This window comes from Cyanobacterium sp. Dongsha4, assembly GCF_036345015.1.
In the GTDB taxonomy this organism is placed as follows: domain Bacteria; phylum Cyanobacteriota; class Cyanobacteriia; order Cyanobacteriales; family Cyanobacteriaceae; genus PCC-10605.
In genome coordinates, this window is the sequence record NZ_CP084098.1 from 1142657 (window position 1) to 1167569 (window position 24913).

Genomic DNA, 24913 nt, shown 5'->3' on the forward strand with positions numbered 1-24913 from the left:
TGTCCACTAATATATATATAAGTCAATCCCTATATTTTACAAATATTTATATTCTCCAGTTATAATCATTTAGAGGATTTATTGTGATGCACTCTCTCTCGATTCCCACATGGATAGTTCATGTTTCCAGTGTTATTGAATGGATAGCGGCAATTTGGTTTGTATGGCGTTATGGAGAGGTAAGTGGCGATCGCAGTTGGTATTGGTTAGCATATGGTATGTTACCCGCCCTAATTAGCGCTATGTGTGCTTGTACATGGCATCTATTTGACAATGCTGAATCTTGGCAATGGTTAGTAACTATTCAGGCTTTAACTACTGTTATCGGCAACATAACTCTTTGTATCGGTGCTTGGAAAATTTGGCAATCATCTACAACCAATCAAAAAGAATATTAAACTTCTTACTTTCTGAGAGCAAAAGAAAAAGGAAAGAAAGTTTTTTGAAAACACTCCAATTATGACCTCGCTCAGTATAATTAAAACCTAAAACCTGCCACCTGATACCTGCATAAATATATCAATTAAATATTATCAAGAAGGAGGAGGAGACCACAAACCGATTTCAAATAAGTCTCTAGCCCCTGTATATCCTTGTCCAATAAATAATAGTAAAGCCAAACAATTAAGGATGATGTGAACATTGCGCCACTTTAAAGATTTATCTCGGTAAATATCATCAATAATTGCTACAGAAAAAATCATTAATAAAGTGACAATTACACCATAATAATAATGTGACCAATACCACTCATTAGTACGGCGAAAAATACCATCTTGACAACCTAATATTACTACTCCCATGCCACTCAAAGTCGCAAATACTCCCCGCCATAATTTGTTTCTAGCACGAAATAAAAGGATAAAAGTAATAATGGTAAAAAGAAAAATAAGAATCAAGAAAATAAATTGAAAAGTATTAGTTGCCCACAGAGTATTCTTAACTATATTTTTAGCAATAATTGGTCTTGCTAATCCAATTAAACTAACAATAATTACTGCGGTGGATAGCCATTTACCAATTTCCACATGGTTTTTGCCTACAAGGGGAGGAATTTTACTTTTTTCTCCTGCTTTTATTTGTAGTCTCCTTTGACGAGTTTCCCATGCAAAATAGCAAACTATTCCAATCAGTGGAAAAACACCTATTACCACTAATGTAGGATGAATTAAAAGAGTAAATTGTTCTGCTGTCATGACTTTCTGAGAGTATTAAATTAAGTATGTTCAGAAATAGATAATTTCAGTAAAGCGAAACAACTTTATTCTAATAGATGTTTATAAAATTTCTCTGAAAAGAACTATCAGAAATCAATAATTATTTTTACTAACTAATATTTACGGTTTTATCGGTTGTAAACGAGTAACTTTTAATTGAAAATTACCGTTTCCTGTTTGTCCAAAAGCCCTAACTCTAATAATATACTTTCCTGTTTCCGCAATTCTGGTAAATAATAAAGAATTAGTGCTACTGTCTGGGGCATCATCATTTTCTGCGATAGTTGTACCGTCTTCTGACATCAATACAACAATACTATCAAATTCATCAGAAATAAGATCGATCGCAATTTGGTCGCCTTTTTGTAAAAAAATGTAATAATCTCTAGCAAATCCCCCCTCTCCCGTAGGAATATCATCGGCAGTTAATTGGTCATTGATAGGTTGATTTTCGGGAATAGGTATGGGATTATAGATTTTAGATTGAGCAGTTTGTAATGTTTCCTCTTCTGCCTTCATAAAGTTACTCTGCTCGTTCACTGAAGATGCGGCCAAGGTTATCGCATTTTTTCCCCATAAAAATATATTAACAATGGTAAACAGAAAATAAAAGGAAATAACAAAATTTCTATTTTTAAAAATCATTTTTTTTGATTAATTATTAACCAGATTTTATTAAAATTAAATGTTTACTTAATCAGGCAATTATTATTTACTTCTAGTCAGTATAGGTAGGCATTTCTAAAATAAATTGTGTTCCATAGTCAACTTGATTTTCTAACCATTGAAAAGGACTAATTAACTTAATTTTTATATTAATTTTATCAGCTAATTCTTTAACAATAGCTAAACCTAAACCAGTGCCAGAGATGTTGCCATTAATTTGACTCCCTCGATAATGTCTTTCAAATATATGTTTTTGGTCTTCTAAAGGAATACCATAGCCTGTATCCGCAATTTTCACTATGATTTTATCATCTTTGTTTTGTTCAATTTCTATTCTTACTTTACCATTATTAGGAGTATATTTCACGGCATTATCTAGTAAATTATTGATTATTTCTCTTAATGCTTTTCTGTTAGTTAGTATAGATTCTCTATTAACATTTATTTTTTCTAAGATTTGAATATTTTTTTCTTCTGCAATAATTCTGATATTTTCTAAAATTGGCTTAATAATATTAATGATATTTATTACCTCTAAATTTTCTATATTTTCCGTTAAAAAAAAGCTAGTATGAAGAGTATCTAAAGTTAAAATTTCTTCTTCATTTTTTCCTTGCCACTGTTGACTAAAATCAGCAATTAGTTCCTTGATGCGATCGCTTTCTCGATAAATGCTTTGACTGGTACTATAATTAGGATCATCGGCAAAAAGACGCTTAAGTAATAATTTTGCAAAAGTACGAATTGCCGTTAAAGGATTGCGTAACTGATGTAAAAAATCATCTAAATGATCATTTTCTAGTTGTCTGAATTTTTGCAGTTGACTTAGTTTTTCGGCGGTTATTTGTTGTTTTTGTTCTAAAATACGTGCGATCGCAATTGTGTTAGTAATTTCTTTAATTTGTAAAATTTCTGTGGGTTGCCAAGGAGAGTTTTTTCTTGTAGTTGCTAATAATCCTAAAACAATATTTTGATAAATTAAGGGTAAAATAAGTTGATGAGGAGCTTGGGAATTAGGATAATAATTAATTAAAGGCTCACTATTTTTTTTCTCATCTAAAGCATAGGAAAACCCATCTTCCCATGAATTTTCTTGAAGAGGGGGTAAACTAGGGAAATCCTGAGAAGAAGAATCTGGATAGACTAAAATAGGAATTAACTTGGGCTCTTCTGCTTGGCTATCAGTTAAATAAATAGCACTTTCTTGAGCAAAAAATTTTGTAAATAAAAGATTTAATTGAGAATGACATAATTGCAGAAATTCATCACTAATTTTAATATTTTCATCATCTTTATTCATTATCTTTTGTTTTGTTAAAATCCTAAGTATTTGGTTTTGAAATATGAGAAATTAGGGAGAAACGAGTAATGAGTAGAAATAAGAAGTTTTTAATTATGAATTATCAACTATTTAACTTTGCCCTGTGCATCGTTGCCCCTTGCCCTTTGCCACCCTTTTTATTCACTAATTGAAATACCGTGCCAAGCAATAGCATAAGGTTGAATTGAATCATTTTCCTTTTCTGTAAATTTTACCCTGATTTTATACTCTCCTGTCACGGGAATAGGGCAAAAAATATGCTCAACGCTATCAACTTTACTAATAGATGAACAAACTATTTCCTTTTTTTTATCATTATTAATTAAGTATAAATCTAAATTATTTAAACCCTTATTAATAAAATTTTCTCCTAAGTCATATCGATCATTTTTATTTTTATCATTTAATTCAATTTTTCGATTCCATGCAACAGTTATACTGATAAAACTTTCTGCTTTTAAAGGAGTATTAATTATATAATCATGAACTGTATTTTCCGCTATATCATCATAGTTCCACCCCATACTTGGTACTTTTTCCAAATAGTTCCATTTTCTTGCTGATAATTGTTGATAAGCTCTCATTGCATTCAAATGACCTGTTCCCATTTCCATATCAAGGGGGATTTCTGGGTTTAAATAAGCATCACTTTCCAACCAAGTACTATTTTTTTGAGTTAAAACTGTTCTTGTCATTCCTAATAAATTGCCATCGCCTTTATCTTGCAATTTATCGGCAGAATTGAGCAAAATAGCTTTCATTACCTCAGCCTGACGATAATCACTATCAAGAAATTTACCTTGGGAAAAAAATCGATTTCCTGCTTCTTGTAATAAAGCAACCGTAGCGGTGACATGAGGTGAGGCAAAACTACTACCAGATACAGTCTCTATTTTCCCGTCTAAATTATAAACCCGAATGCGATTACCCGGAGCTAGTAAACCTATACTACGGCGATCGCCCACATTAATTTCTTGAGAAATAAGGGCTTTAGCAACGCCCCTTACAGAAACACTAAGATTGGCAAAATCAACCTTACGAAAAACCCCATTTTGACGACGACTATAAGCAGTAGTGATACCATTATAATTGTCTGTAGGAATTGGGATACCTCCCATGCCCTGATTACCAGCTACCACATATAAAACATTATGTACCCTTGCAGACCAATCAACACATTGAGTAAATAAAGCATTACCATCTAATAAGGGTTTTTCCCTTTCATCCCTCGCCAAAGACTCTCCAAAACTGAGATTAATTGCCTGAACAGTGTTACCATTCTGAGAAGCAATATTTTGAATTGTCAGACATTCTTCGGGCTGTTTTGCTGTTTTCAAAGATCCGATCGCACCTACATAAAGATTAGCAGAAGGAGCAACTCCCGGCAACTTTTTACTATTACTAACCATAACCCCAGCCACCATCATGGCATGATTATCGATATGAGTATTAGAAATGGCAGGTTGATCACGATAAAATAATCGAATAATAGGCAACTTACGATGGAGAGGAGGCAACTTATCCAAACCGAATTTTTTTGGTCTGCCGATTTCCACTTGCCCTATACTAATTTTACGTCCCAACAGATTATAAGGGGCTTCATGTAATCTTCTTGCATCTATACCCTTTTCCGAAAGAGAATCTTCTAAAGCATATCCAGCAAAAGTACAACTAAACCAAGACAGCCCCGTCAATAAAATTAAATCAAGTCGTTTCATTCAATATTAAGCTAAATCATGCCCTGCATCAAGGATTGCTTGTTTAATAATTTCTTCTGCTTTTTGAGTAGTAACATTTACCATTTTTGTCTTAACATCCACATTAATTTCAGCTATGTTATCTACATTTTGAATAGCTTTAGTAATGGTTTTTGCACAAACTTCACAAGCTATACTGGGAACATTTAAAGTAATATTTACCATAAAAAACTAATAATTTAAAATTAAGAATTGAGAACAAGGAGTCAAAAACTCAGAAGAATATAAAATTTTTTTCTCTATCTTCTCATGCCTCCTATAAAATTAAATATAACTCTGAACTCCTAACTCCTAACTCCTAACTCATTTAATATATCTTGCTTCTAAAGATTGCTTTTGTAACTCACTAACTTGTTTTTCCAACTGTTCGATGCGATCGCGCAGAGCCGCTTCGTGATCGAGTAAAGTACGAATCACTTTTGCTTCGGAGTCTGGTAAATTACTATGATCAAGAGGATCTACTTTTGCCCCCGCACGATAGACAACCCTCCCCGGAATACCGACTACTGTACAATCAGATGGAACATCTTTAAGAACGACAGAACCAGCTCCGATTCTCACCTCATTACCAATTAGGATATTCCCTAAAACTTTTGCCCCTGCTCCAACAACAACATTTTCCCCTAGAGTGGGATGTCTTTTTCCTTTTTCTTTTCCTGTACCACCAAGAGTTACTCCCTGATAGATTAAACAATAATCCCCCAGTATAGCCGTCTCTCCAATGACAACTCCCATACCATGATCTATGAAAACGCCCTTTCCAATGGTTGCCCCGGGATGAATTTCAACGCCAGTGAAAAAGCGCCCGAAATGAGATAACAAACGAGGAATTAATGGTAAACCGAGATTATATAACCAATGGGAAAAACGATGTAACAATAATGCTTGTAAACCCGGATAGCAGAGTAAAACCTCTAACCAATTGCGCGCTGCGGGATCTCTTTCAAATATTATTTTAAAGTCAGCGATAATTGATGAAAACACGGTTAGTTAGTTTTGTGATAGTTTCTTTTTCATTCTACCTTAAACCATAGGTGTTTAGAATAAAGAATTAAAAATTAGCCAGTCTATTCACCTGATATTATTGTATTGGATTGAGGTAAGGATTTTACATACTCAACCCTTACCCTTCAACTACTTAACGCTGTAACTATAAACCAGACAAGAAAGTTCTATTCCAAGTTTTGAGATTACATTAGATTAATTGAGACACAGTTTTTTCTAAAATATCACTCGCTTGGTCAATTTCTTCAGCAGAAACAATCAAAGGAGGCACAAAACGAATAACTTTAGGTCCTGCAGGGGCTAATAATAAGCCGTTTTCCATCGCTTTTTTAACTACTTCAATGGATGTTAATTCGGCATTATTGTTGATTTCCATTCCGTTAATTAATCCCCATCCTCTCACATCTATAAATGTATCAGAATATTTCTGTGCGATCGCTCTTAAACGAGTGCGTAGTTGCTCACCTCTTGCCTGTACATTTTGCAATAAATTATCCTTCTCAATGGTTTGTAAAACTGCCAAAGCAGAAGCACAAGCAAAGGGATTACCTCCAAATGTACTCGCATGATTTCCTGGCTCAAAAACATCACAGGAAGCCTTACACATCATCGCACCGATAGGAATACCACCAGCTAAACCCTTCGCACTGGTGAAAATATCAGGCTCAATACCGAGATTCTCATAACCCCACATTTTACCAGTTCTGCCAACACCGGCTTGAACCTCATCAAAAACTAATAAAATACCTGTGTCATCACAAATTTTTCTCAATCTCAAGAAATATTCCAACTCTCCGGGGCGCACTCCCCCTTCTCCTTGTAATGGCTCAATCATAATAGCGGCTACACGGCGATCTCCCTCATCAATATCAGTGATAGCCTCTTCTATTGCGGTAATGTCATTGTAGGGAACATATTCAAAACCCGGCACTAAAGGCTCAAAATTCTTTTGATACTTAGGTTGACCTGTAGCGGTGATAGTTGCAAGAGTGCGTCCATGAAAGCTAGATTTAGCAGTAAGAATCACAGGTTGTTCCAAAAATTCTAAAACCGTGTGAGCATATTTTCTTACTAATTTAATTGCCGCTTCGTTAGCTTCAGCCCCAGAATTACAGAAAAAGACTTTATCGGCACAGGAATGATCAACAATCCACTTAGCTAGTTCCCCTTGTTCGGGAATATAATATAAATTAGAAACATGATGCAACTTTTTGATTTGTTCTGTCACTGTTTCAATTAAAGCAGGATGTGCGTGTCCTAAAGTACAAGTAGCAATACCCGCCACAAAATCAAGATATTCTTTCCCCTCGGTATCCCATAATTTGCAACCTTCTCCTTTTTCAATGGCAACGGGAAAACGCCCGTAAGTATTCATTACATATTGATTGAAAGTATCTTGACTAAAACCTGTCTTAGTTGTCTCTAATGTTGCTGTAGTCACAAAATTCGCTCCCTTTTGAGTATATCTTCTATTCTCAGAATAAATTACCTTTATTTTGTCATATTCATTTCTTTTCCGATTCTAAATATAAGGAGATGTGGACAATTTAAGGTAAGGAAGAAAAGACAACAGTGTATAGTTAACAATTAATAATGAAAAACACCAAACACCAAATTAATCTGTATTATTAATACTCCAAATACAATACTTGACCTAGGAATTAATTATGGATATTCACCACCTACTGCAATACCTGTTTCAGCAATACTGGCATTTTCAATATTCATATTATTCATGATTGCCCCTTCTACTTGAGCATCAAAAATGGTAGCGTAGCTTAAATCAACATTATTCAAATTAGAATTGTTAAGAGTAGCATTAGTCAAAAAAGTATTGCTTAAATCTGCACCCTGTAAGTTAGCACCGTCTAAATCTGCTCCCTCTAAGTTAGCCGAATTTAAGTTGGCATTACGCAAATCTGCATTTCTCAAGTCTGCACCAATGAGATGAGCCCCTTCTAAGTTTGCTCCCACTAAATCACAGCCCATACAAAGATTGGTTTCTAATAACTGTTGAACATGGGCGGGATTTTCGGCTCTGCTATATCCTGAAACAACGAATGTACTTATAAGTGCGATCGCACCTGCGATATATTTTTTCATGATAAAAACTCCTTTGCTGAGTCTAGTTATATTATACCCGATCCATAGGCGAACACCGAAAGTGTGGTTATACCTAACACTGCATTTTTGACTTAATTACTTCCTAAAGGTAAAATTGCTAGGGAATTATTCCTACTAACAAAAAATCTTCTGACCTATCTTGTCTAAATGAGGTTATAGTTCTGTTTTGCCAACGGAAAAAAATTTCCAAATGGGTATTGCATTAGACAGGCTTTACGATATGATTAGGGTCATTAGAAAAATTTACTTGATTTAGTTTAAATATTAAAAGAGGAAAAAAACTGTGGTTAGAGTAGCTATTAATGGTTTTGGACGAATCGGGCGTAATTTTTTACGTTGCTGGTTAGGACGTGAAAACAGTGGTTTAGAAGTTGTTGGTATTAACGATACTTCTGATCCCCATACTAACGCACATCTGCTCAAATATGACTCTATGTTAGGTCGTTTAGATGCAGACATCCAAGCCGATGAAAATTCTATTATTGTCAATGGTAAAACTATCAAGTGTGTATCAGACCGCAACCCCCTCAATCTACCTTGGAAAGATTGGGATATTGACTTAATTATTGAGTCCACTGGTGTATTTGTTACCGAAGAAGGTGCATCCAAACATATCGAAGCTGGTGCGAAAAAAGTGTTAATTACCGCCCCCGGTAAAGGTGGAAATATCGGCACTTACGTAGTGGGAGTTAACGATAAAGACTATGACCACGATAAACAGAATATTGTTAGTAACGCTAGTTGTACCACTAACTGTTTAGCACCTATTGTTAAAGTCATTCATGAACACTTTGGTATCATCAAGGGTACAATGACTACAACTCACAGCTACACAGGAGATCAACGCATTTTAGATGCTTCTCACCGTGATTTACGTCGTGCTAGAGCGGCCGCAGTTAATATTGTTCCTACTTCCACAGGTGCGGCAAAAGCAGTGGCTTTAGTAATCCCTGAAATGAAAGGTAAATTGAATGGTATCGCTTTGCGTGTTCCTACTCCTAATGTTTCCGTTGTGGATTTAGTTGCTCAGGTTGAGAAGAAAACCATTGCCGAAGAAGTTAACAGCGTTTTGAGAGAGGCGGCTAGTGGCTCTATGAAAGGTATTCTTGACTATACTGATTTAGAACTTGTTTCTAGTGACTTCCGTGCAACTGATTGTTCTTCCACTGTTGATGGTAAATTAACCCTTGTTATGGACGGTGACATGGTTAAAGTTGTTGCTTGGTATGATAATGAATGGGGTTATTCTCAAAGAGTTGTTGATTTAGCTGAAGTTGTTGCTTCCAACTGGAAATAATTATCACTACTTGAACAGTAATTAGTAATGGGTTAGGAGTTAGGAAAAGGGTTTCAGGTATTAGGTAGCAGGTTTCAGGTTTTAATTAGTTACTAATTGTTAATTGTCTTTGTTTTTTGCTCTTTTCTTAATTACTAATTGCTAATTGCTAATTGATATTTACACCCTATCCTCAATAACTTTATCGATTAAGCCATATTCTTTAGCTTCCGCCGCAGACATAAAGTAATCCCTATCGGTATCTTTTTCAATTTTTTCAATAGGTTGACCTGTATGTAAAGCCATCATCTCGTTTAAATCGTGTTTGATGCGCAGAATTTCTTTTGCTTCAATTTCAATATCAGTGGCTTGTCTTCTTCCCTGAATACCTCCTAGGGGTTGGTGAATCATAATTCGGGAGTGGGGCAAAGCTAAACGCTTTCCTTTTGTCCCAGCAGATAGTAAAAAAGCCCCCATAGAAGCGGCTAACCCAACACAAATTGTTACTACCTCTGACTTAATGTGTTGCATGGTGTCATAAATTGCTAAACCTGCGGTAACAGAACCACCGGGAGAATTTATGTATAGGTAAATAGGTTTGCTATTATCTTCAGAATCAAGATATAACATCACCGCAATAATCTGATTCGCTAAAGAGTCGTTTACTCCTCTACCTAAAAATATAATTCTTTCTCTATAGAGGCGATCGTAAATGTTTACCCAGTCGCTGTAAGGTTGACCGGGTAGTTGATAGGGAACTCTAGGTACTCCAATAGGCATGATTTTTCCTCTTGATTATATGTGTATTTGATAAATGCGAACAATTATTGACTAATAAAATCCTTTTTAAGAGAATTTTAGATGGCAGGTACAGGGGTTGGTAACTGTTTGGTACTTTCCAAAATTTTATCAATAATACCGTATTCTTTTGCCTGTTGGGGATTCATGTAAAACATTCTATCGGTATCTTTCTCAATTTTTTCTTTGGGTTGTCCTGTTTTTGCCGATAAAATATCTAACATTACCCTCTTATTGGCGATAACTTCTTTTGCCCGAATTTGAATATCTGTGGCTTGTCCTTGTGCTCCTTGACGGGCTTGGTGCAGAATAATAGTTGCATGGGGTAAACTGGCTCGACAACCTTTTGTGCCAGATGCTAAAATCATGGCGGCTGTTCCCATTGCTTGACCTAAACAGATAGTATGAACAGGAGGTTTAATATAGTTGATAGTGTCGCAAATAGCGAAGGCTTCTGTTTCAAATCCGATCGAATCTCCTCCATACCATGATGTACCTGTAGAATTAATATACAAGTAAATAGGCTTTTCTGGATCGTCAAATTGTAAGTACAATAATTGAGCGATAATTAATTCTGTCACATCCACCCCTAATTGATCTTTATACTCATCAGGAGAGACGAGGGGTAAACCTAAATAAACGATTCTCTCTTTCAGTAATAAAGATGGTAAATCTGGGGGAGGAGTGCGGTAATAGGCATCACCTCGATAAGGTGCACTTACGGCTTGAATGGGTGAATTCATCTTAATTTTTCCTCAATCAGCTTTAATTTATTCTCTTTCTGATTGTGACATAATCTTGTTACTCTGTGCATTTACGGTTATTGCGATGAAATTTTTTTTCTGTTGTCAATGGGTACTAGATTCCTTATGGGATCGCACCTTAATTATGTTAAATTATATGAAGTTATTTTAAATGTTTTCTCAAAACCATGAATTTTGAAATACCCGAAGCAGTGAAAACTTGGTCTCAATTTGGACACCCCGTTATGATGTGGGTGTTATTTGCTATGGCAATTTATGCTTTATATCTTGGCATCAAAGTCAAAAAAACCCGTCAAGCTAGTAAAGAAGACAGAAAAGAATTAATCAAAGGCAATTTTGCTAACCGTCATCACAAAGTAGGTTCAATTTTTATGGCATTGGTGGTATTAGGTACAGTAGGGGGAATGGCTGTCACCTATATTAATAATGGTAAATTATTTGTAGGTCCTCATTTACTGGCAGGTTTAGGTATGATGGCAATGGTTGCTTTATCTGTTTCTCTTGTGCCTTATATGCAGAAAGGTAATGATTTTGCCAGATTTACCCATGTTGGCTTAAATATGAGTATGTTATTGATTTTTGGTTGGCAAGCGGTGACTGGTATGCAAATTGTACAGAAAATAATTAGCAATCTCTAGTCAAATCAGTTAGGGAATATCAAAGATACTGAGAAAAAAGAGGGAAAGGAAAAAGAAGTTTGTAAATCACTCAAGTTATAAGTTTCTTCAGTATGGTTAGGGTATTAAGGTGTTGGGGGATATGGAAAGGTTAAAGTAAAAGGGGCAAAGGGCAAAAAAAGAATCAAAGAATGAAGAATATTGAAAAGGAAAAAATATATTGGTTGGCTTGGTCAAAAATAAAAGGAATTGGGGCAGTTTCTTTAAAAAAAATTTATGATTGCTTTGGCAGTGTTGAAGTCGCTTGGAATATAAATGAGTCAGAATTGCTAAAAATAGAGGGAATAGGGAAAAAATTAGTTAATAAAATTAAAGAAGAAAAGGGAAAAATAAATCCTGAAGAACTATACATAAAACATAGGGAAAAAAATTCGCAATTCTTCACCCCTTCTGAAAGAGAATATCCACAATTATTATTAGAAATTCCTAGTCCTCCTCCCATTTTATACTATCAAGGAGAAATCAACATTTCTGAAAATCAAGGTTTAACCCCTCTTATCGGTATTGTTGGCACTAGAAAACCCACTGAACACGGTAAAAGATGGACTTATAATATTAGCAAGGCTTTGGCACAAAACGGCTTTACTATTGTCTCTGGATTGGCGGAAGGAATCGATACTATAGCTCATCGTGGTTGCTTGGATGGGGGCGGAAGAACTATTGCAGTTTTAGGAAATGGACTCGATCGAGTTTATCCTAGCAATAATAAGCAATTAATGGCAGAAATCGCCGAAAAAGGACTAATTTTGACTGAATATGATTATGGAAGTCTTCCAGAAAGGGGAAATTTTCCTGCTCGAAATCGGATTGTGGCGGGTTTATGTCGTGCGATACTGGTGATGGAAGCTCCTGAAAAGTCGGGTGCTTTGATTACTGCCCATTATGCAACAGAATTTAATCGAGATGTTTATACTTTACCAGACAGTCCTAACAATATTCAAGCAAGGGGGTGTCTGCGTTTAATTCATAATGGGGCAGAAATAATTATTACTGAACAAGAGTTATTATCTAGTTTAGGAGCTATTCCCGACTTAAATTCCCCTCAGCAGTTGTCCCTTTTTGCCCAAACTTCTGCTCCTCCTGTTTTGTCTGAAACACCGAAACCTAATTTATCAGAGCCTTTGAGTATAGTATATAATGCGATCGCATATTCTCCCACTCCCTTTGATGTTATTGTTAATCAATCGAATTTAACATCGGCGGAGGTATCGGGCATTTTACTACAGTTGGAATTAGAAGGATTAGTTACCCAATTACCCGGTATGATGTATAAAAAATAAGTCTTTGGGAAACACTATAGCTCTCTTTTGTCAAACTGCGAACCAACTATCACGAAATAGCTAAAACTATCCTGTAGAAAAATATAATTTTGACTCATGTGCTATGGATAGTAAATTATTGAATCCCTCTAATAATACAGATGAATTTGCTACTTTTAACCATGGTGTTATTAACCAAAATAAAATTAATGGCTCAATCATCATCATTATTTTCTTTAAACTTTTTTTCCAACTATTTATTTGCTCTTTTTCTTCATATTATTTTATAACCGAACATGACAAAAGAGGGCTAGAAAGGGTCGCACTTAATCAAGAGAATCTGAAAACCCTTGAAATTCTTTTACCGCCGATAGATGAACAAAAACGCATCGCATCGATATTGAATGAGCAAATGTCAGCAGTGGAAAGGGCAAGAAAAGCCATAGAAGCTCAATTAGAATCGGCTTTAGCTTTACCGTCTGCTTATCGGTACTTTGAGAAATTTTTGTACAAAAATAGCCTAAAATACAGTCAGCGTAAGGGATTTAGGTAAACACGATAAAAATGGCTGAAACTCCTACTATCAAAGGAAAAGTTATCAATCGATGTAAAATCTTTGATTAATAAGGATTTGAGACTCATAGTTTGATATTTTTAGTTTAAGTACCGTTATATACAATTAATCATCTGAGTCTATATTATTGTTAAAAAAGCTCTAGTACATCATCTGTTTTAATTAGCATTTACTCTCTGTGATGGTCTGTTCATAGATACTTTGCCGTCTGAAAATAACTCGATGAATGAAAAATTCCCTACTGTTAGGTGTAGGGTTTAGTGATGAAAACCTCAACCAATTACATTTTTTCAGAAAGATAATTAGCTGTACATTCTACAAGAGCGATCGCTTGTTCATAAGGCATTCTAGTAGGTCCAATAATACCAACACTACCCACGGGATAATCTTCTTGAAAATAATAGGCAGATATTAAACTACAAGAACGCATTGATTCCAATGGATTTTCCGAACCAATATGAATTTTTACTCTCTTTTCTTCCAGATTTTCGTTAATATTAAATAAAAGAGGTAGAAGCTGTTTTTGCTCTGTTTCTAAGAAATTTAATAGTATTTTTACCTGATCTATACTTGAAAATTCAGGTTGTTGCACTAATTGTGAGAATCCCTGTAGTAAAATTGGTGTACTTTGAGCCAAATGATAGCTAGACTTTATTTTTATTAGTAAATGGTTAATAAAATCTGTGTAAAGTTTAAAATCATTGTCCAATTCACCACCATCTAAATGATTAATTTCTTTTAGAGATTTACCCTTTAATTTATGATTTAAAAAGTTCGATAAAATTTCCAATTCACTATCAAAGACTTCAGTGTGTAACTTTTGCGAATCAGACCTTAACTCCTGACTATCTAGGACAAAAGATTCTGCTTGGTAATTATCTATAACGATCACCAACATAATTTTATCATCGGCAACTCGGACTAACTGCAAGTGACGAATAATATTCCCTGAGACTTGAGGCAGGGTAATTAAGGCGATACAACCACTTACTTCCGCAAGAATTTTGGTTATTTTTTGAAATAGAATTTCATAACGCCCAGATAAATTGAGCCAAGTGGCATCGAGAAAAGGATCAAGGGAAATTTTAACTGTATTTTGTTCCGTTAAAAGTTGATCCACATAAACACGATAACCTGAATCTGAGGGGATACGCCCGGCAGAAGTATAAGGTTGATATAAAAAACCAGCCTTTTCTAATTTCCCCATCGCATTACGAATTGTCGCCGAACTGACGCTAAAGTCATACTCTTTCATCAAAGTTTTTGACCCCACTGGTTCAGCCGTTGCTATGTAATGTTTGATAGTTGCCTGTAATACTTTATGATGGCGTTCATTGAGTTTAATTTGAACAGTCATCTTATGCTTGATTGGAGTAATTAAATATAAAAAGATTATAAAAATTGTTTGTTTATATGGTGCTAGTATAACTTTTCTTTACATATTTGCTATGTCTTCCATCAGTTATGCAAAATTAGCATAAAGAAAATAAATATTTATATAGATGTATCAATCGCTACAAAACTTAGGTTTGACTGTGCTTAGGATTAAGACTTGTGAGTAAGACATAAAAGTAACGACAAGAAATAAAGGAGAAATAATTTAATGCCCGGAACTCCCCAAGAAGTCTTGAAAATGATTCAAGATCAGAATATCAAAATTATCGACCTCAAATTTATCGATTTACCCGGTACTTGGCAACATTGCTCTTTTTACTACGATCAAATAGACGAGTCTTCTTTTGTGGATGGTGTGCCTTTTGATGGTTCTAGTATTCGTGGTTGGAAAGCGATTAATGAATCTGATATGGCAATGGTTCCAGATCCTACCACTGCATGGATTGATCCTTTCTGCAAAGAACCTACCCTTAGTATGATTTGTAGTATCAAAGAACCTCGTACTGGGGAATGGTACTCCAGAGATCCTCGTAGTATCGCTCAAAAAGCTGTAGAGTATTTAGCTCAAAGTGGCATCGGAGATACTGCTTATTTTGGTCCTGAGGCGGAGTTTTTCGTGTTTGATGATGTTCGTTTTGATCAAACGGAAAACAAGGGATACTATTATGTTGACAGTGTAGAAGGACGTTGGAATTCTGGAAAAGAAGAAGAAGGCGGAAATTTAGGTTATAAACCGGGTTACAAACAAGGCTATTTCCCCGTACCTCCCACAGATACGATGCAGGATATGCGTACGGAAATGCTTTTAACTATGGCTGAATGTGGTGTTCCCATTGAAAAGCATCACCATGAGGTTGCGACTGGTGGACAGAATGAGTTAGGTTTTCGTTTTGCTACTTTGATAGAGGCGGCAGACTATTTAATGACTTATAAGTATGTGATTAAAAATGTTGCTAAGAAGTACGGCAGAACTGTCACCTTCATGCCAAAGCCTTTATTTAATGATAATGGTTCAGGTATGCATACTCACCAGTCTATTTGGAGAGATGGTCAACCTTTATTCTGGGGCGATGGTTATGCCAACTTAAGCAAAATGGCTTTACACTATATCGGTGGTATTTTAAAACACGCTCCTGCGATTTTAGCTTTTAGTAATCCTTCCACTAACTCCTATAAGCGTTTAGTTCCGGGTTTTGAAGCTCCTGTTAACTTAGCTTACTCTCAAGGTAATCGTTCGGCTTCTGTGCGTATCCCTTTATCTGGTGCAAATCCTAAAGCCAAACGCTTAGAATTCCGTTGTCCTGATGCTACTAGCAATCCTTACTTAGCTTTTGCGGCAATGCTTTGTGCTGGTATTGATGGCATTAAAAATGAAATTGATCCGGGTGAACCTTTAGATGTGGATATTTACGATCTCTCCCCCGAAGAATTAAGTAAAATTCCTTCTACTCCTGGCTCTTTAGAACAGGCTTTAGAGGCTTTGGAAAAAGATAATGCTTTCTTAACAGAAGGTGGTGTATTTACGAGCGACTTTATCAATAATTGGATTGAGTATAAGTTAGACAATGAAATTAACCCCATGCGTCTTCGTCCTCATCCTTATGAGTTTGCATTGTATTACGATGTCTAAACAAAATATTTGATAACTTCTCTTTTTTCTGGAGGTATTGTTGCCTCCTTTTTTATTGGGTAATTGGATTCTTAAAAAAGGTTTTCGATGACAGGTAGCACGTATCAGGCTAAATAAAAATAAAAAGTTTATAAATGATTATTTGATAATTCTTTTTTCTCTTACATCATCGGACAATTATATATCGAACTTAGGTCTTAATGGGTTCTATATTCTTGAATCACGAATTGAGGTTAAAATATAAACCATAGAGAAAGATTGAGAGAAAGATGAGTAAGATTTTAGTGGTAGAGGATGAGCAAAAATTAGCTAAGTTTTTGGAGTTAGAATTGCAGTATGAGGGTTATGAAGTAGCGATCGCACTAGATGGAAAAGAAGGGTTAAAAGTTGCTCAAAAAGTTAACCCTGACCTGATTTTACTCGATTGGATGTTGCCTCAAATGTCTGGTTTTGATGTTTGTCGTCAATTGCGTAGTATTGGTTGTATGATTCCTGTTATTCTTTTAATGGCAAAAGATGAAATTAGTGATCGTGTGGCTGGTTTAGATGCAGGGGCGGATGACTATATAGTTAAACCTTTTGGGATTGAAGAGTTATTGACAAGATTACGGGTTCACTTGCGTAAAAATAGTGAAGAAGACCCTGATGAGTTGCATTTTCTTGATTTGAGCTTAAATCGTCGTACCCGTGAAGTTAAAAGAGGCGATCGCATCATCGATTTAACCGCCACTGAATATGACTTAATGGAATATTTAATTTCCCACCCTCGACAAGTATTAACCCGTGACCAAATTTTGGAAAAAGTCTGGGGTTATGATTTTGGCGGAGATTCCAATATTATTGAAGTGTATGTGAGATACTTGCGACTGAAATTAGAATCAAATAAGGAAAAAAGAATTATTCAGACTGTTAGAGGAGTGGGTTATGTATTGAAAGACTGACTTTCACTTTCTTAAGAGTTTAGCTTGAGAATGGGAAATTTTTTAAGAAAAACCTTGACATTTTTTTATTTTTTTGACACAATATTAAATGTCGCAAACAAAAAATGCGGGTATAGCTCAGTGGTAGAGCGTCACCTTGCCAAGGTGAATGTCGCGCGTTCGAATCGCGTTACCCGCTTACTTGAAATTTAAAAAATAATTAATCTTAATTCTTGCTTCTTTTATCTGTATGATTTCAGATAGCAGGTTTCAGAGAAACAAGTAATATATCTCTTACAAAATAAAATTTAAAGTAACCTCAGTTCGGTTTAAGAATATCGGATAAGGGTTCGGAGTTCGGAGTTCAGAGTTTTTAATATTTAATTTTTAATTATCAACTATTCACCCCAACACTATTCACCTTTGCCCTTTTTACTTTGCCCTTTGCCCTTTTCGCCATCACTCATAGATGAAAGAAAATTTATACCGAACTCAGGTTATTAATTAGAATAGTTCCTAATTTATCTAAGGTACAACTAAAACAGGACAGGGGGCAAGATTAATCACCCGATTAGTGACGCTATCTTCAACTCCTTCTTGAGTTAAACCTAAGCCACGACATCCCATAATAATTAAATTAGCCTCAATCTCATCAGCAACATCACAAATAACAAAAGGAGGCATTCCTTCTCTTTCTATGACTTCTGCCATAATTTCAGCTTGGGAAAATAAATCTTGAGCATTTTTGAGTAATTGAGCAACGGTTTTCATATCGCTCATAACCTCATCTTGTTCTTTATTTGTTTCTACAACTGATAGCAGATATAGTTTACTTTCATAGGTTTTAACGATGTTGCTTACAACGGCAACTGCTTCTCTGGCTTCTCTACTTTGGTCAATGGGAAATAGAATGTTTTTGAACATAGCACTTACCTCTAGTGACATTGTCAGGTAAAATCGGCAAAGAGTAATTTTTTTTACTTCTTCTATTTTTATTGTCTGATAAATATTCCAAAATATCACTATGGCTAAAAAAAGTGTTGCAAATTTAACAAAATCTGATTTAGAAGGTAAAAGAGTATTAATGCGCGTAGATTTTAACGTGCCTATGGATAATGGTGCGATTACCGATGATACTCGTATCAAAGCGGCTTTACCTACTATTAATGATTTAATTTCTAAAGGTGCTAAAGTAATTTTATGTAGTCACATGGGTCGTCCCAAAGGGCAAGTAAAGGATAGTCTCCGTTTAACTCCTGTGGCAGTTCGTCTTTCTGAGTTATTGGGTAAAAATGTAGTTAAGTGTGATGACTGTATTGGTGATGATGTTACTAATGCGGTTAATGGGATGGCTAACGGTGATGTTGTCTTATTAGAAAACCTCCGTTTTTACAATGAAGAAGAGGCCAATGACCCTGAATTTGCGAAAAAATTAGCTAGTAATGCTGATTTATACGTTAATGATGCTTTTGGTACTGCTCACCGCGCCCATGCTTCCACTGAAGGGGTTACTCACTATTTATCCCCTAATGTGGCTGGTTTCCTGATCGAGAAAGAGTTAAAATTCTTACAAAGTGCGATCGAATCTCCTAAACGTCCTCTAGTAGCTATTATTGGTGGTTCTAAAGTTTCTAGTAAAATTGGTGTTATCGAAACCTTATTAGAAAAATGCGATAAATTAATCATCGGCGGTGGTATGATTTTCACCTTCTACAAAGCTCGTGGTTTAAGTGTTGGTAAGTCTTTAGTAGAAGAAGATAAATTAGATTTAGCTAAGGCTTTAGAAGCAAAAGCAAAAGAAAGAGGTGTAGAATTTTTATTACCTACTGACGTAATTGTAGCCGATAATTTTGCTCCCGATGCAAACGCTCAAACTGTTGATATTAAAAGTATTCCCGATGGTTGGATGGGCTTAGATATTGGTCCTGATTCCATCAAAACATTCCAAGATGCCCTTGCTGATTGTCAGTCTGTAGTATGGAATGGTCCTATGGGTGTATTTGAGTTTGAGAAATTCGCAAAAGGCACAGAGGCGATCGCACATAGTTTAGCAGAAATTACCGCAAAAGGAGCAACTACTATCATTGGTGGTGGTGATTCCGTTGCCGCCGTAGAAAAAGTCGGTGTTGCTGAGAAAATGAGTCATATTTCTACTGGTGGCGGTGCTAGTTTAGAGTTATTAGAAGGTAAAGTTTTACCCGGTATTGCCGCTTTAGATGAAGCCTAATTGACTTTAGTAATAAGTAACGAGTAATGAGTTAGGGGTTTTTACCCCTGATTTTTTTGTTATCTTGTTGAGGTAAGACTTCTATTAAATAAGGAGTTTGAGTGGAGTTACAGTAGGTGACGACAAACAATGTTATTAATCGTTTAGTTTATCAAATTTATGAAAAACCAACCCATTATTATAAAACAAGTTTTTATTTAACCTGACACCCGATACCTGCAACCTAACACCTCTTGTCTTAATTATTAATTCTTATCAGAATCTTCTAAAAGACTATCTAAGTCAAAATCCTCCTCATCAGAATCATCATCCAAGCCAAAATCTAAACCTAAATCATTATCATCATTGTCAGACAATTCTAGGTTTCCTAAAATATCATCTTGCTCATCATTATCGATGGATGCAGAAGCACTGGCAGATTCAGTAGTATAATCAAAATTAAATTCATCATCGGAATCACTACTAATTTCTAACAATTCATCATCAGTGGAAGAAAAATCAGAATCATCAGAAAAAATATCTAATTCATCTTGACTAGAAGTTGTTTGAGATTCTCCAAAAGCATCTAAATTCAAATCATCTCCTAAATCATCTTCACTAGACATATCCATTTCAGAAGAAAACATATCTATTTCTGTTTCATTTTCATCCATCACAAAATCTAAGCTAGAATCATCTTCATCAATTTCTTCTAAAGAAAAATCAGAGGTTTCACTCTCGCTTTCATCTGCACCAAAGTCAAAAGATGATTCTTCCTCAACTTCGCTAATTTCTTCTAAAGCAAAATCAGAGGTTTCACTCTCGCTTTCATCTGCACCAAAGTCAAAAGGTGATTCTTCCTCAACTTCGCTAATTTCTTCTAAAGAAAAATCAGGGGTTTCACTCTCGCTTTCATCTGCACCAAAGTCAAAAGGTGATTCTTCCTCAACTTCGCTAATTTCTTCCAAAGCAAAATCAGGGGTTTCACCCTCGCTTTCATCTGCACCAAAGTCAAAAGGTGATTCTTCCTCAACTTCATTACTAACCTCTTCTTGCACCTCTTCTAAATCAAGAGGGGGATAAATTTCTGTGGCTATATTAGCTTCCTCTTCAGAAAAGTCGAGAGAAGATTCTTCAGAAGTATCATCTTGAGTAAATACAAAATCTTGACCTTCTTCTTCCACTTCTGCAAAGGTTAAAGAGGCTTCTTCAACTTCTTCTACACTATCAAAAGGTGTTGCGATTTCAGTGGCAAGACTAGATTCTTCTGACATATCAAAAGAAGATTCTTCTTCGGAAAAAGCACCAAAATCAGGAGTTTCTTCTATTAGGGATTCTTCTTGATTATTAATATCTGAGTTTTCTTCTTGTAAAAATTCTTCTGAAGTGTCTTCCGTACCTGCAATAGAATCTATAATAGCGTTAGGATCTGGAATTAATCTTTCAAGCTGTTGAATTCTTATGTTGTAGCTCTCTACTTCCGTTTGATGATTATTTTGTAAATCTTCTATCTGGCTTTGAAAAGACTGTTGTAGCTGATTTTGATAATCTTCAAATTGCTGTTGCTGTAATTGTAATTGAGTTTCTAGTTCTGCTATTCTGCTATTTAATCCATCCACCTCATCAGAATCACCATTACCTGCCTCTAATTCGGCAATTTTGGCTTGTAACTGTGAAATCTGAGTTTCTGCATTTTCTAACTCACTGATTCTGCTTTGTATGTCTGTTACTTGCTCTGTTTGTGATTCTAGGTAGGTAATATTTGTTTGTAATTGACTAATTTGATTTTGATATTCTTGAATTTGGTTACTGTAACTACTTTCAACTTCAGCAATTTTTTCATTAGCTTGGTTTTCATATTCTCGAGTTAAAGAAGCAATTAATTCTTGTTTTCGGGCTTCAAATTCTCCCTCGGCTTGGTTTAAAACTTTCTGCCTTTCTGCTTCAACTAGAGAAGCATCAACTTTATCTTTGTTAATAAACCACAATATTGCCGCACCAACGACTAAACCTATAAGTAAGAATAAAACTGGCATTAATTTTTCCTCCGTGTTTTCTTATAAGAGTTTTTTTATGAGTATTTATTTATTTTTGGTCTAACAGTATTATATGGATAAATCTTATTTACTTATTTTTTTTAATAAAATTTAAGTGTTTTTACTTAACTTATAAGCATCATAGACTCCTTGCACGTTGTACCAATTAAGAAAGATTCTGGCTATTTCAAGGGCTAGTTGGGGTTTTCCTTGATTAATTAACCATTGCAAAAGGGGTTTCATTGTTTTTTCATTCAAACTACCGCCAAGGGAAAGAATACCCCATAATAGTCTATGCAACCATGTCATTTGAATCATCATTTTAACTTCATAGGTGGGATGTTTCTGATAAAAAATTACCCCCATTTTGCCTCTTTCTATCTCTTTTTCAATTAATTGGGGTATTTGTTCGAGATTGAAGGGAGGATGCCAATGATAACCTACTGCTGATGGACATTTAATTAGTTTTAAGCCTAGTTTTTTCAGTCTTACTCCTAATTCTAAGTCTTCCCAACCATATTGACTAAACATGGTGTCAAACATTCCTGCTTCTATTAACCACTTTTTTTTGATGGCTACATTACCTGTCGCAAAATAAGCGGCGGAGAAGTCTGTAATTTTATAAGGTTCTGAGGTAGGATTATCAAAGTTGCAAGTGTTGATAACCGCACCATAGGTAAAAATCAAGTCAGATTGTAATTTGTTTTCGGCGGTAACTAGGGCTTGAGCGTGACTTTGTAAAAAGCTCTCTGTCACTACTAAATCGCTATCAATAAAGATGATGCGATCGCCTCTAGCATTTTCTACTCCTAAATTACGAGCCGCTCCTGCTCCTCGATGATTTTGGATAAATAGTCTAACATGGGGTAAATTGGCTTTTTCCGTGTCTAACCATGAGATAGTAGCATCTGTTGAGCCATCATCCACCACGACAATTTCATAATTAGAGATTAATTCTGTATCAAATTGTTGGTTTTCTAATGCCCTCAGACATTTTTGTAAAATCGGTAAACGATTATAGGTAGGAATTACGACGCTAAAAAACACAAATAAATCCCAAAAACGACTATTATTTAATCCTAATCTATTAGTAGCTCTCTGAGATATAAATTTATTGGACTTCTTGCAGAAGTCACAGAAAAAGGGAAAAGGGAACAGGGAAAAGTGATATAATTTCCGCTAAATATTCTTTTAAGTTTAACTCCGAACCCCGAACTCCGAACTCCGAACTCCGAACTCATGTTAGAATTGTTGTAGAAAACGGAGATCACTATTATATAAACGACGAATATCATCGATTTTGTGTAAAATCATAGCAAAACGCTCAACTCCTAACCCTGCGGCGAATCCTGTGTAAATTTCTGGATCATAACCTACAGCTTTGAGTACATTAGGATCAACCATACCGCATCCTAACACCTCTAGCCATTTACCCTGCCATTGTACATCAACTTCTGCTGACGGTTCGGTGAAGGGGAAGTAACTGGCACGGAAAACAGTGGGTAAATCGTCTCCAAACATTTGTCTGAGAAACTCTTTGATTGTACCTTTTAAGTCGGTGAAGGTTAAGCCTTTCCCTACGGCTAATATCTCGATTTGGTGAAATACGGCGGAATGGGTGGCATCAACGGTATCTCGTCGGTAAACTCTACCCGGTGCGATAATCCTAATGGGTGGGTCATTTTTCTCCATGTAGCGAATTTGTACGGATGATGTATGAGTGCGTAGGAGACTACCATCTTCAAAATAAAAAGTATCTTGCATATCCCTAGCAGGATGATCTTCTGGGGTATTTAAGGCCGTAAAATTGTAGTAGTCGCTCTCAATTTGTGGTCCTTCGGCAACTGTATATCCTAAGCCGACAAATATATCTAAGATGCGATCAATAGTACTTTGTAGGGGGTGGGATTTGCCCAAGGGATAGCTTACCCCCGGCATGGTGACATCTAGGGTTTCTGCTAAAATCTGCTTTTCGATTTCTGCTTGTTGTAAATTTTGTTGTTTATGACTTAAGTTATCTTGAATAGTAGTTTTGATTTCATTTGCGATCGCACCGATACGGGGTCTTTCTTCGGCGGATAGTTTACCCATTTCTTTTAAAATGAGGGATAATTGACCTTTTTTACCTAAATAACTAACTCTTAATTCTTCTAGTTGTGATAAACTCTCGGAAGATGCGATCGCTTCTTGGGCTTCCTCGGCAAGAGTTTTAAGTCGAGATTCTATATCTGTTACCATAAATTTTAATTTTAGCTTAATAGTCGTTTATCAGTAAATAATTATTCAGCATTTTGGCAACTTTATCAAATAGCAATGAGTGATAATAAAAGAAAAAAATAAGCATAAATTGTTACATTTAAAACAATCTAATTATTATTTTAATTATTGTTAAATAAACATTCGTAAACAAATAAAAATGGATATAGAATGAAATTATCGAGAAGGTAAATAGCCTAACACAAAAATATTTTCAAATTGTGATAATTATGACATGGCAAATTTTGGTGGCTGACGATGACTTAATTATTAGAAATTTACTTAAAGAATGTTTAGAATTACAAGGTTATTCAGTCATTCTAGCGGGGAATGGAGACGAAGCGATTTCTCTAGCAAAAACTTATTATCCCCATTTATTAATCTCTGATATAATTATGCCTTTCAAAAATGGTTTTGAGCTAGTAAAAGAATTAAGAGATATAAAAGAGTTTGAATTATTACCTGTTATTTTTTTAACTAATAAAGACGGTATTCAAGATAGGGTAAATGGTTATCAAGCAGGATGTGATATTTATTTAGAAAAACCTTTTAATCCACCAGAATTAATTGCCATCGTCAAACATTTATTTACTCGTCATAATATTCAATTAAGTCAAACTAAGTCTGATAAAAAATTAGAGATTTCATTAACTAATAGGGAAAAGCAAGTTTTAGGGCTATTGATAAAAGGATTGTCTAACTTAAAAATAGGAGAGGAATTATATTTAAGCTCAAAAACAGTAGAAAAATATGTGAGTAATTTGTTAAGAAAAACAGGGTCAACTAATCGTACTGAATTAGCTAGTTTTGCTTGTAAAAATAAAATAATTTGAAAAATTCAATAAATCAAAGAGATATATTGATATAGTCTGTGCTAGTAACTAGAACTTTTGCCGTTAAATTTATATTCCAAAAATTACTTATCTTAAAAGATTAGATTTTTAATCTATTTTTCTGTAATAAAATACTTCTTTCGATAGAGATATTTAATACTTTTGAGAGATGAAAATAACTTCAATAATTGTCATGATA

The 24913-nt window shown here is 35.1% G+C and carries 24 protein-coding genes and 1 tRNA gene; 10 read left to right on the forward strand and 15 right to left on the reverse strand.

Annotation, left to right across the window (positions count from 1 at the left end; all coding sequences use genetic code 11):
• Window positions 1-86: 86 nt before the first annotated feature.
• Window positions 87-398, forward strand: a complete 312-nt coding sequence (locus tag Dongsha4_RS04860) for a DUF2499 domain-containing protein (RefSeq protein ID WP_330204603.1) — start codon at window positions 87-89, stop codon at window positions 396-398.
• Between the two features lie 135 nt (window positions 399-533).
• Here the strand turns inward: Dongsha4_RS04860 and Dongsha4_RS04865 are convergent, their stop codons facing one another.
• From Dongsha4_RS04865 to Dongsha4_RS04900, 8 genes are all read right to left on the reverse strand, one after another.
• Window positions 534-1196 (reverse strand): DUF4079 domain-containing protein, encoded by a 663-nt coding sequence (locus Dongsha4_RS04865; RefSeq protein WP_330204604.1) that lies wholly within the window; start codon window positions 1194-1196, stop codon window positions 534-536.
• 141 nt (window positions 1197-1337) lie between these two features.
• Window positions 1338-1736, reverse strand: a complete 399-nt coding sequence (locus Dongsha4_RS04870) for a PPC domain-containing protein (protein ID WP_330205392.1) — start codon at window positions 1734-1736, stop codon at window positions 1338-1340.
• Between the two features lie 199 nt (window positions 1737-1935).
• Entirely contained in the window at window positions 1936-3183 is a 1248-nt protein-coding gene (locus Dongsha4_RS04875) for a GAF domain-containing sensor histidine kinase (protein ID WP_330204605.1), read from the reverse strand.
• Between the two features lie 158 nt (window positions 3184-3341).
• On the reverse strand, window positions 3342-4922 hold the full coding sequence (locus Dongsha4_RS04880) for a S8 family serine peptidase (protein ID WP_330204606.1): 1581 nt from the start codon (window positions 4920-4922) through the stop codon (window positions 3342-3344).
• A gap of 6 nt (window positions 4923-4928) precedes the next feature.
• Window positions 4929-5126, reverse strand: coding sequence for a heavy-metal-associated domain-containing protein (locus Dongsha4_RS04885; RefSeq protein WP_330204607.1), 198 nt, complete (start codon window positions 5124-5126; stop codon window positions 4929-4931).
• A gap of 138 nt (window positions 5127-5264) precedes the next feature.
• The gene (gene cysE / locus Dongsha4_RS04890; RefSeq protein WP_330204608.1) at window positions 5265-5945 is read right to left on the reverse strand and encodes a serine O-acetyltransferase; all 681 of its coding nucleotides are present in this window, start codon (window positions 5943-5945) and stop codon (window positions 5265-5267) included.
• A gap of 211 nt (window positions 5946-6156) precedes the next feature.
• Window positions 6157-7407 (reverse strand): aspartate aminotransferase family protein, encoded by a 1251-nt coding sequence (locus Dongsha4_RS04895; protein ID WP_330204609.1) that lies wholly within the window; start codon window positions 7405-7407, stop codon window positions 6157-6159.
• Window positions 7408-7631: 224 nt separating this feature from the next.
• A complete protein-coding gene (locus Dongsha4_RS04900) occupies window positions 7632-8069 on the reverse strand; it encodes a pentapeptide repeat-containing protein (protein ID WP_330204610.1) in 438 nt (145 codons plus the stop codon).
• 304 nt (window positions 8070-8373) lie between these two features.
• Here Dongsha4_RS04900 and Dongsha4_RS04905 point away from each other — a divergent pair, with 304 nt between their 5' ends.
• Complete coding sequence (locus Dongsha4_RS04905; protein ID WP_330204611.1) at window positions 8374-9387, forward strand: type I glyceraldehyde-3-phosphate dehydrogenase; 1014 nt, start codon at window positions 8374-8376, stop codon at window positions 9385-9387.
• 159 nt (window positions 9388-9546) lie between these two features.
• Here the strand turns inward: Dongsha4_RS04905 and Dongsha4_RS04910 are convergent, their stop codons facing one another.
• Window positions 9547-10146, reverse strand: a complete 600-nt coding sequence (locus tag Dongsha4_RS04910; protein WP_015220849.1) for an ATP-dependent Clp protease proteolytic subunit — start codon at window positions 10144-10146, stop codon at window positions 9547-9549.
• Window positions 10147-10223: 77 nt separating this feature from the next.
• A complete protein-coding gene (locus Dongsha4_RS04915; protein WP_330204612.1) occupies window positions 10224-10907 on the reverse strand; it encodes an ATP-dependent Clp protease proteolytic subunit in 684 nt (227 codons plus the stop codon).
• A 188-nt stretch (window positions 10908-11095) separates the two neighbouring features.
• On the opposite strand from Dongsha4_RS04915, the gene Dongsha4_RS04920 reads away from it, so the two are divergent.
• The 3 genes from Dongsha4_RS04920 (at window position 11096) to Dongsha4_RS04930 (ending at window position 13417) form a co-directional block, all read left to right on the forward strand.
• Window positions 11096-11566: a DUF4079 domain-containing protein gene (locus Dongsha4_RS04920; RefSeq protein WP_330204613.1), complete on the forward strand. Its 471-nt coding sequence runs from the start codon at window positions 11096-11098 to the stop codon at window positions 11564-11566.
• A 179-nt stretch (window positions 11567-11745) separates the two neighbouring features.
• Window positions 11746-12885, forward strand: coding sequence for a DNA-processing protein DprA (gene dprA, locus Dongsha4_RS04925; RefSeq protein ID WP_330205393.1), 1140 nt, complete (start codon window positions 11746-11748; stop codon window positions 12883-12885).
• 103 nt (window positions 12886-12988) lie between these two features.
• On the forward strand, window positions 12989-13417 hold the full coding sequence (locus Dongsha4_RS04930; protein WP_330204614.1) for a restriction endonuclease subunit S: 429 nt from the start codon (window positions 12989-12991) through the stop codon (window positions 13415-13417).
• A gap of 301 nt (window positions 13418-13718) precedes the next feature.
• On the opposite strand, the gene hrcA is transcribed toward Dongsha4_RS04930, so the two are convergent.
• Window positions 13719-14795: a heat-inducible transcriptional repressor HrcA gene (gene hrcA, locus Dongsha4_RS04935; protein ID WP_330204615.1), complete on the reverse strand. Its 1077-nt coding sequence runs from the start codon at window positions 14793-14795 to the stop codon at window positions 13719-13721.
• A 246-nt stretch (window positions 14796-15041) separates the two neighbouring features.
• Here hrcA and glnA point away from each other — a divergent pair, with 246 nt between their 5' ends.
• From glnA to Dongsha4_RS04950, 3 genes are all read left to right on the forward strand, one after another.
• Window positions 15042-16463: a type I glutamate--ammonia ligase gene (glnA, locus tag Dongsha4_RS04940; RefSeq protein ID WP_330204616.1), complete on the forward strand. Its 1422-nt coding sequence runs from the start codon at window positions 15042-15044 to the stop codon at window positions 16461-16463.
• 269 nt (window positions 16464-16732) lie between these two features.
• Window positions 16733-17404: a response regulator transcription factor gene (locus Dongsha4_RS04945; protein WP_330204617.1), complete on the forward strand. Its 672-nt coding sequence runs from the start codon at window positions 16733-16735 to the stop codon at window positions 17402-17404.
• 106 nt (window positions 17405-17510) lie between these two features.
• Window positions 17511-17582 (forward strand) — tRNA-Gly (locus Dongsha4_RS04950).
• A 326-nt stretch (window positions 17583-17908) separates the two neighbouring features.
• Here the strand turns inward: Dongsha4_RS04950 and Dongsha4_RS04955 are convergent.
• On the reverse strand, window positions 17909-18307 hold the full coding sequence (locus tag Dongsha4_RS04955) for a universal stress protein (RefSeq protein WP_330204618.1): 399 nt from the start codon (window positions 18305-18307) through the stop codon (window positions 17909-17911).
• A gap of 100 nt (window positions 18308-18407) precedes the next feature.
• Between Dongsha4_RS04955 and Dongsha4_RS04960 the strand changes: the two genes are divergently transcribed.
• Complete coding sequence (locus Dongsha4_RS04960; RefSeq protein ID WP_330204619.1) at window positions 18408-19610, forward strand: phosphoglycerate kinase; 1203 nt, start codon at window positions 18408-18410, stop codon at window positions 19608-19610.
• A gap of 245 nt (window positions 19611-19855) precedes the next feature.
• Here Dongsha4_RS04960 and Dongsha4_RS04965 read toward each other — a convergent pair whose 3' ends face one another.
• The 3 genes from Dongsha4_RS04965 to pheS all read right to left on the reverse strand — a co-directional run bounded on the left by Dongsha4_RS04965 (window position 19856) and on the right by pheS (window position 23863).
• Entirely contained in the window at window positions 19856-21625 is a 1770-nt protein-coding gene (locus Dongsha4_RS04965; protein ID WP_330204620.1) for a hypothetical protein, read from the reverse strand.
• Window positions 21626-21736: 111 nt separating this feature from the next.
• Window positions 21737-22672: a glycosyltransferase family 2 protein gene (locus tag Dongsha4_RS04970; protein WP_330204621.1), complete on the reverse strand. Its 936-nt coding sequence runs from the start codon at window positions 22670-22672 to the stop codon at window positions 21737-21739.
• Window positions 22673-22867: 195 nt separating this feature from the next.
• Window positions 22868-23863 (reverse strand): phenylalanine--tRNA ligase subunit alpha, encoded by a 996-nt coding sequence (gene pheS, locus Dongsha4_RS04975; protein ID WP_330204622.1) that lies wholly within the window; start codon window positions 23861-23863, stop codon window positions 22868-22870.
• Between the two features lie 248 nt (window positions 23864-24111).
• Here pheS and Dongsha4_RS04980 point away from each other — a divergent pair, with 248 nt between their 5' ends.
• Window positions 24112-24714: a response regulator transcription factor gene (locus Dongsha4_RS04980; protein WP_330204623.1), complete on the forward strand. Its 603-nt coding sequence runs from the start codon at window positions 24112-24114 to the stop codon at window positions 24712-24714.
• The last annotated feature ends 199 nt before the right edge of the window (window positions 24715-24913 follow it).

What these genes read in the sequence shown, in the direction of transcription:
- Dongsha4_RS04860 (WP_330204603.1), top strand. Translation starts at nt 87, where the DNA reads ATGCACTCTCTCTCGATTCCCACATGGATAGTTCATGTTTCCAGTGTT.
- Dongsha4_RS04865 (WP_330204604.1), bottom strand. Translation starts at nt 1,196, where the DNA reads ATGACAGCAGAACAATTTACTCTTTTAATTCATCCTACATTAGTGGTA.
- Dongsha4_RS04870 (WP_330205392.1), bottom strand. Translation starts at nt 1,736, where the DNA reads ATGAAGGCAGAAGAGGAAACATTACAAACTGCTCAATCTAAAATCTAT.
- Dongsha4_RS04875 (WP_330204605.1), bottom strand. Translation starts at nt 3,183, where the DNA reads ATGAATAAAGATGATGAAAATATTAAAATTAGTGATGAATTTCTGCAA.
- Dongsha4_RS04880 (WP_330204606.1), bottom strand. Translation starts at nt 4,922, where the DNA reads ATGAAACGACTTGATTTAATTTTATTGACGGGGCTGTCTTGGTTTAGT.
- Dongsha4_RS04885 (WP_330204607.1), bottom strand. Translation starts at nt 5,126, where the DNA reads ATGGTAAATATTACTTTAAATGTTCCCAGTATAGCTTGTGAAGTTTGT.
- Dongsha4_RS04900 (WP_330204610.1), bottom strand. Translation starts at nt 8,069, where the DNA reads ATGAAAAAATATATCGCAGGTGCGATCGCACTTATAAGTACATTCGTT.
- Dongsha4_RS04910 (WP_015220849.1), bottom strand. Translation starts at nt 10,146, where the DNA reads ATGCCTATTGGAGTACCTAGAGTTCCCTATCAACTACCCGGTCAACCT.
- Dongsha4_RS04915 (WP_330204612.1), bottom strand. Translation starts at nt 10,907, where the DNA reads ATGAATTCACCCATTCAAGCCGTAAGTGCACCTTATCGAGGTGATGCC.
- Dongsha4_RS04920 (WP_330204613.1), top strand. Translation starts at nt 11,096, where the DNA reads ATGAATTTTGAAATACCCGAAGCAGTGAAAACTTGGTCTCAATTTGGA.
- Dongsha4_RS04930 (WP_330204614.1), top strand. Translation starts at nt 12,989, where the DNA reads ATGGATAGTAAATTATTGAATCCCTCTAATAATACAGATGAATTTGCT.
- hrcA (WP_330204615.1), bottom strand. Translation starts at nt 14,795, where the DNA reads ATGACTGTTCAAATTAAACTCAATGAACGCCATCATAAAGTATTACAG.
- glnA (WP_330204616.1), top strand. Translation starts at nt 15,042, where the DNA reads ATGCCCGGAACTCCCCAAGAAGTCTTGAAAATGATTCAAGATCAGAAT.
- Dongsha4_RS04945 (WP_330204617.1), top strand. Translation starts at nt 16,733, where the DNA reads ATGAGTAAGATTTTAGTGGTAGAGGATGAGCAAAAATTAGCTAAGTTT.
- Dongsha4_RS04955 (WP_330204618.1), bottom strand. Translation starts at nt 18,307, where the DNA reads ATGTTCAAAAACATTCTATTTCCCATTGACCAAAGTAGAGAAGCCAGA.
- Dongsha4_RS04960 (WP_330204619.1), top strand. Translation starts at nt 18,408, where the DNA reads ATGGCTAAAAAAAGTGTTGCAAATTTAACAAAATCTGATTTAGAAGGT.
- Dongsha4_RS04965 (WP_330204620.1), bottom strand. Translation starts at nt 21,625, where the DNA reads ATGCCAGTTTTATTCTTACTTATAGGTTTAGTCGTTGGTGCGGCAATA.
- pheS (WP_330204622.1), bottom strand. Translation starts at nt 23,863, where the DNA reads ATGGTAACAGATATAGAATCTCGACTTAAAACTCTTGCCGAGGAAGCC.
- Dongsha4_RS04980 (WP_330204623.1), top strand. Translation starts at nt 24,112, where the DNA reads ATGACATGGCAAATTTTGGTGGCTGACGATGACTTAATTATTAGAAAT.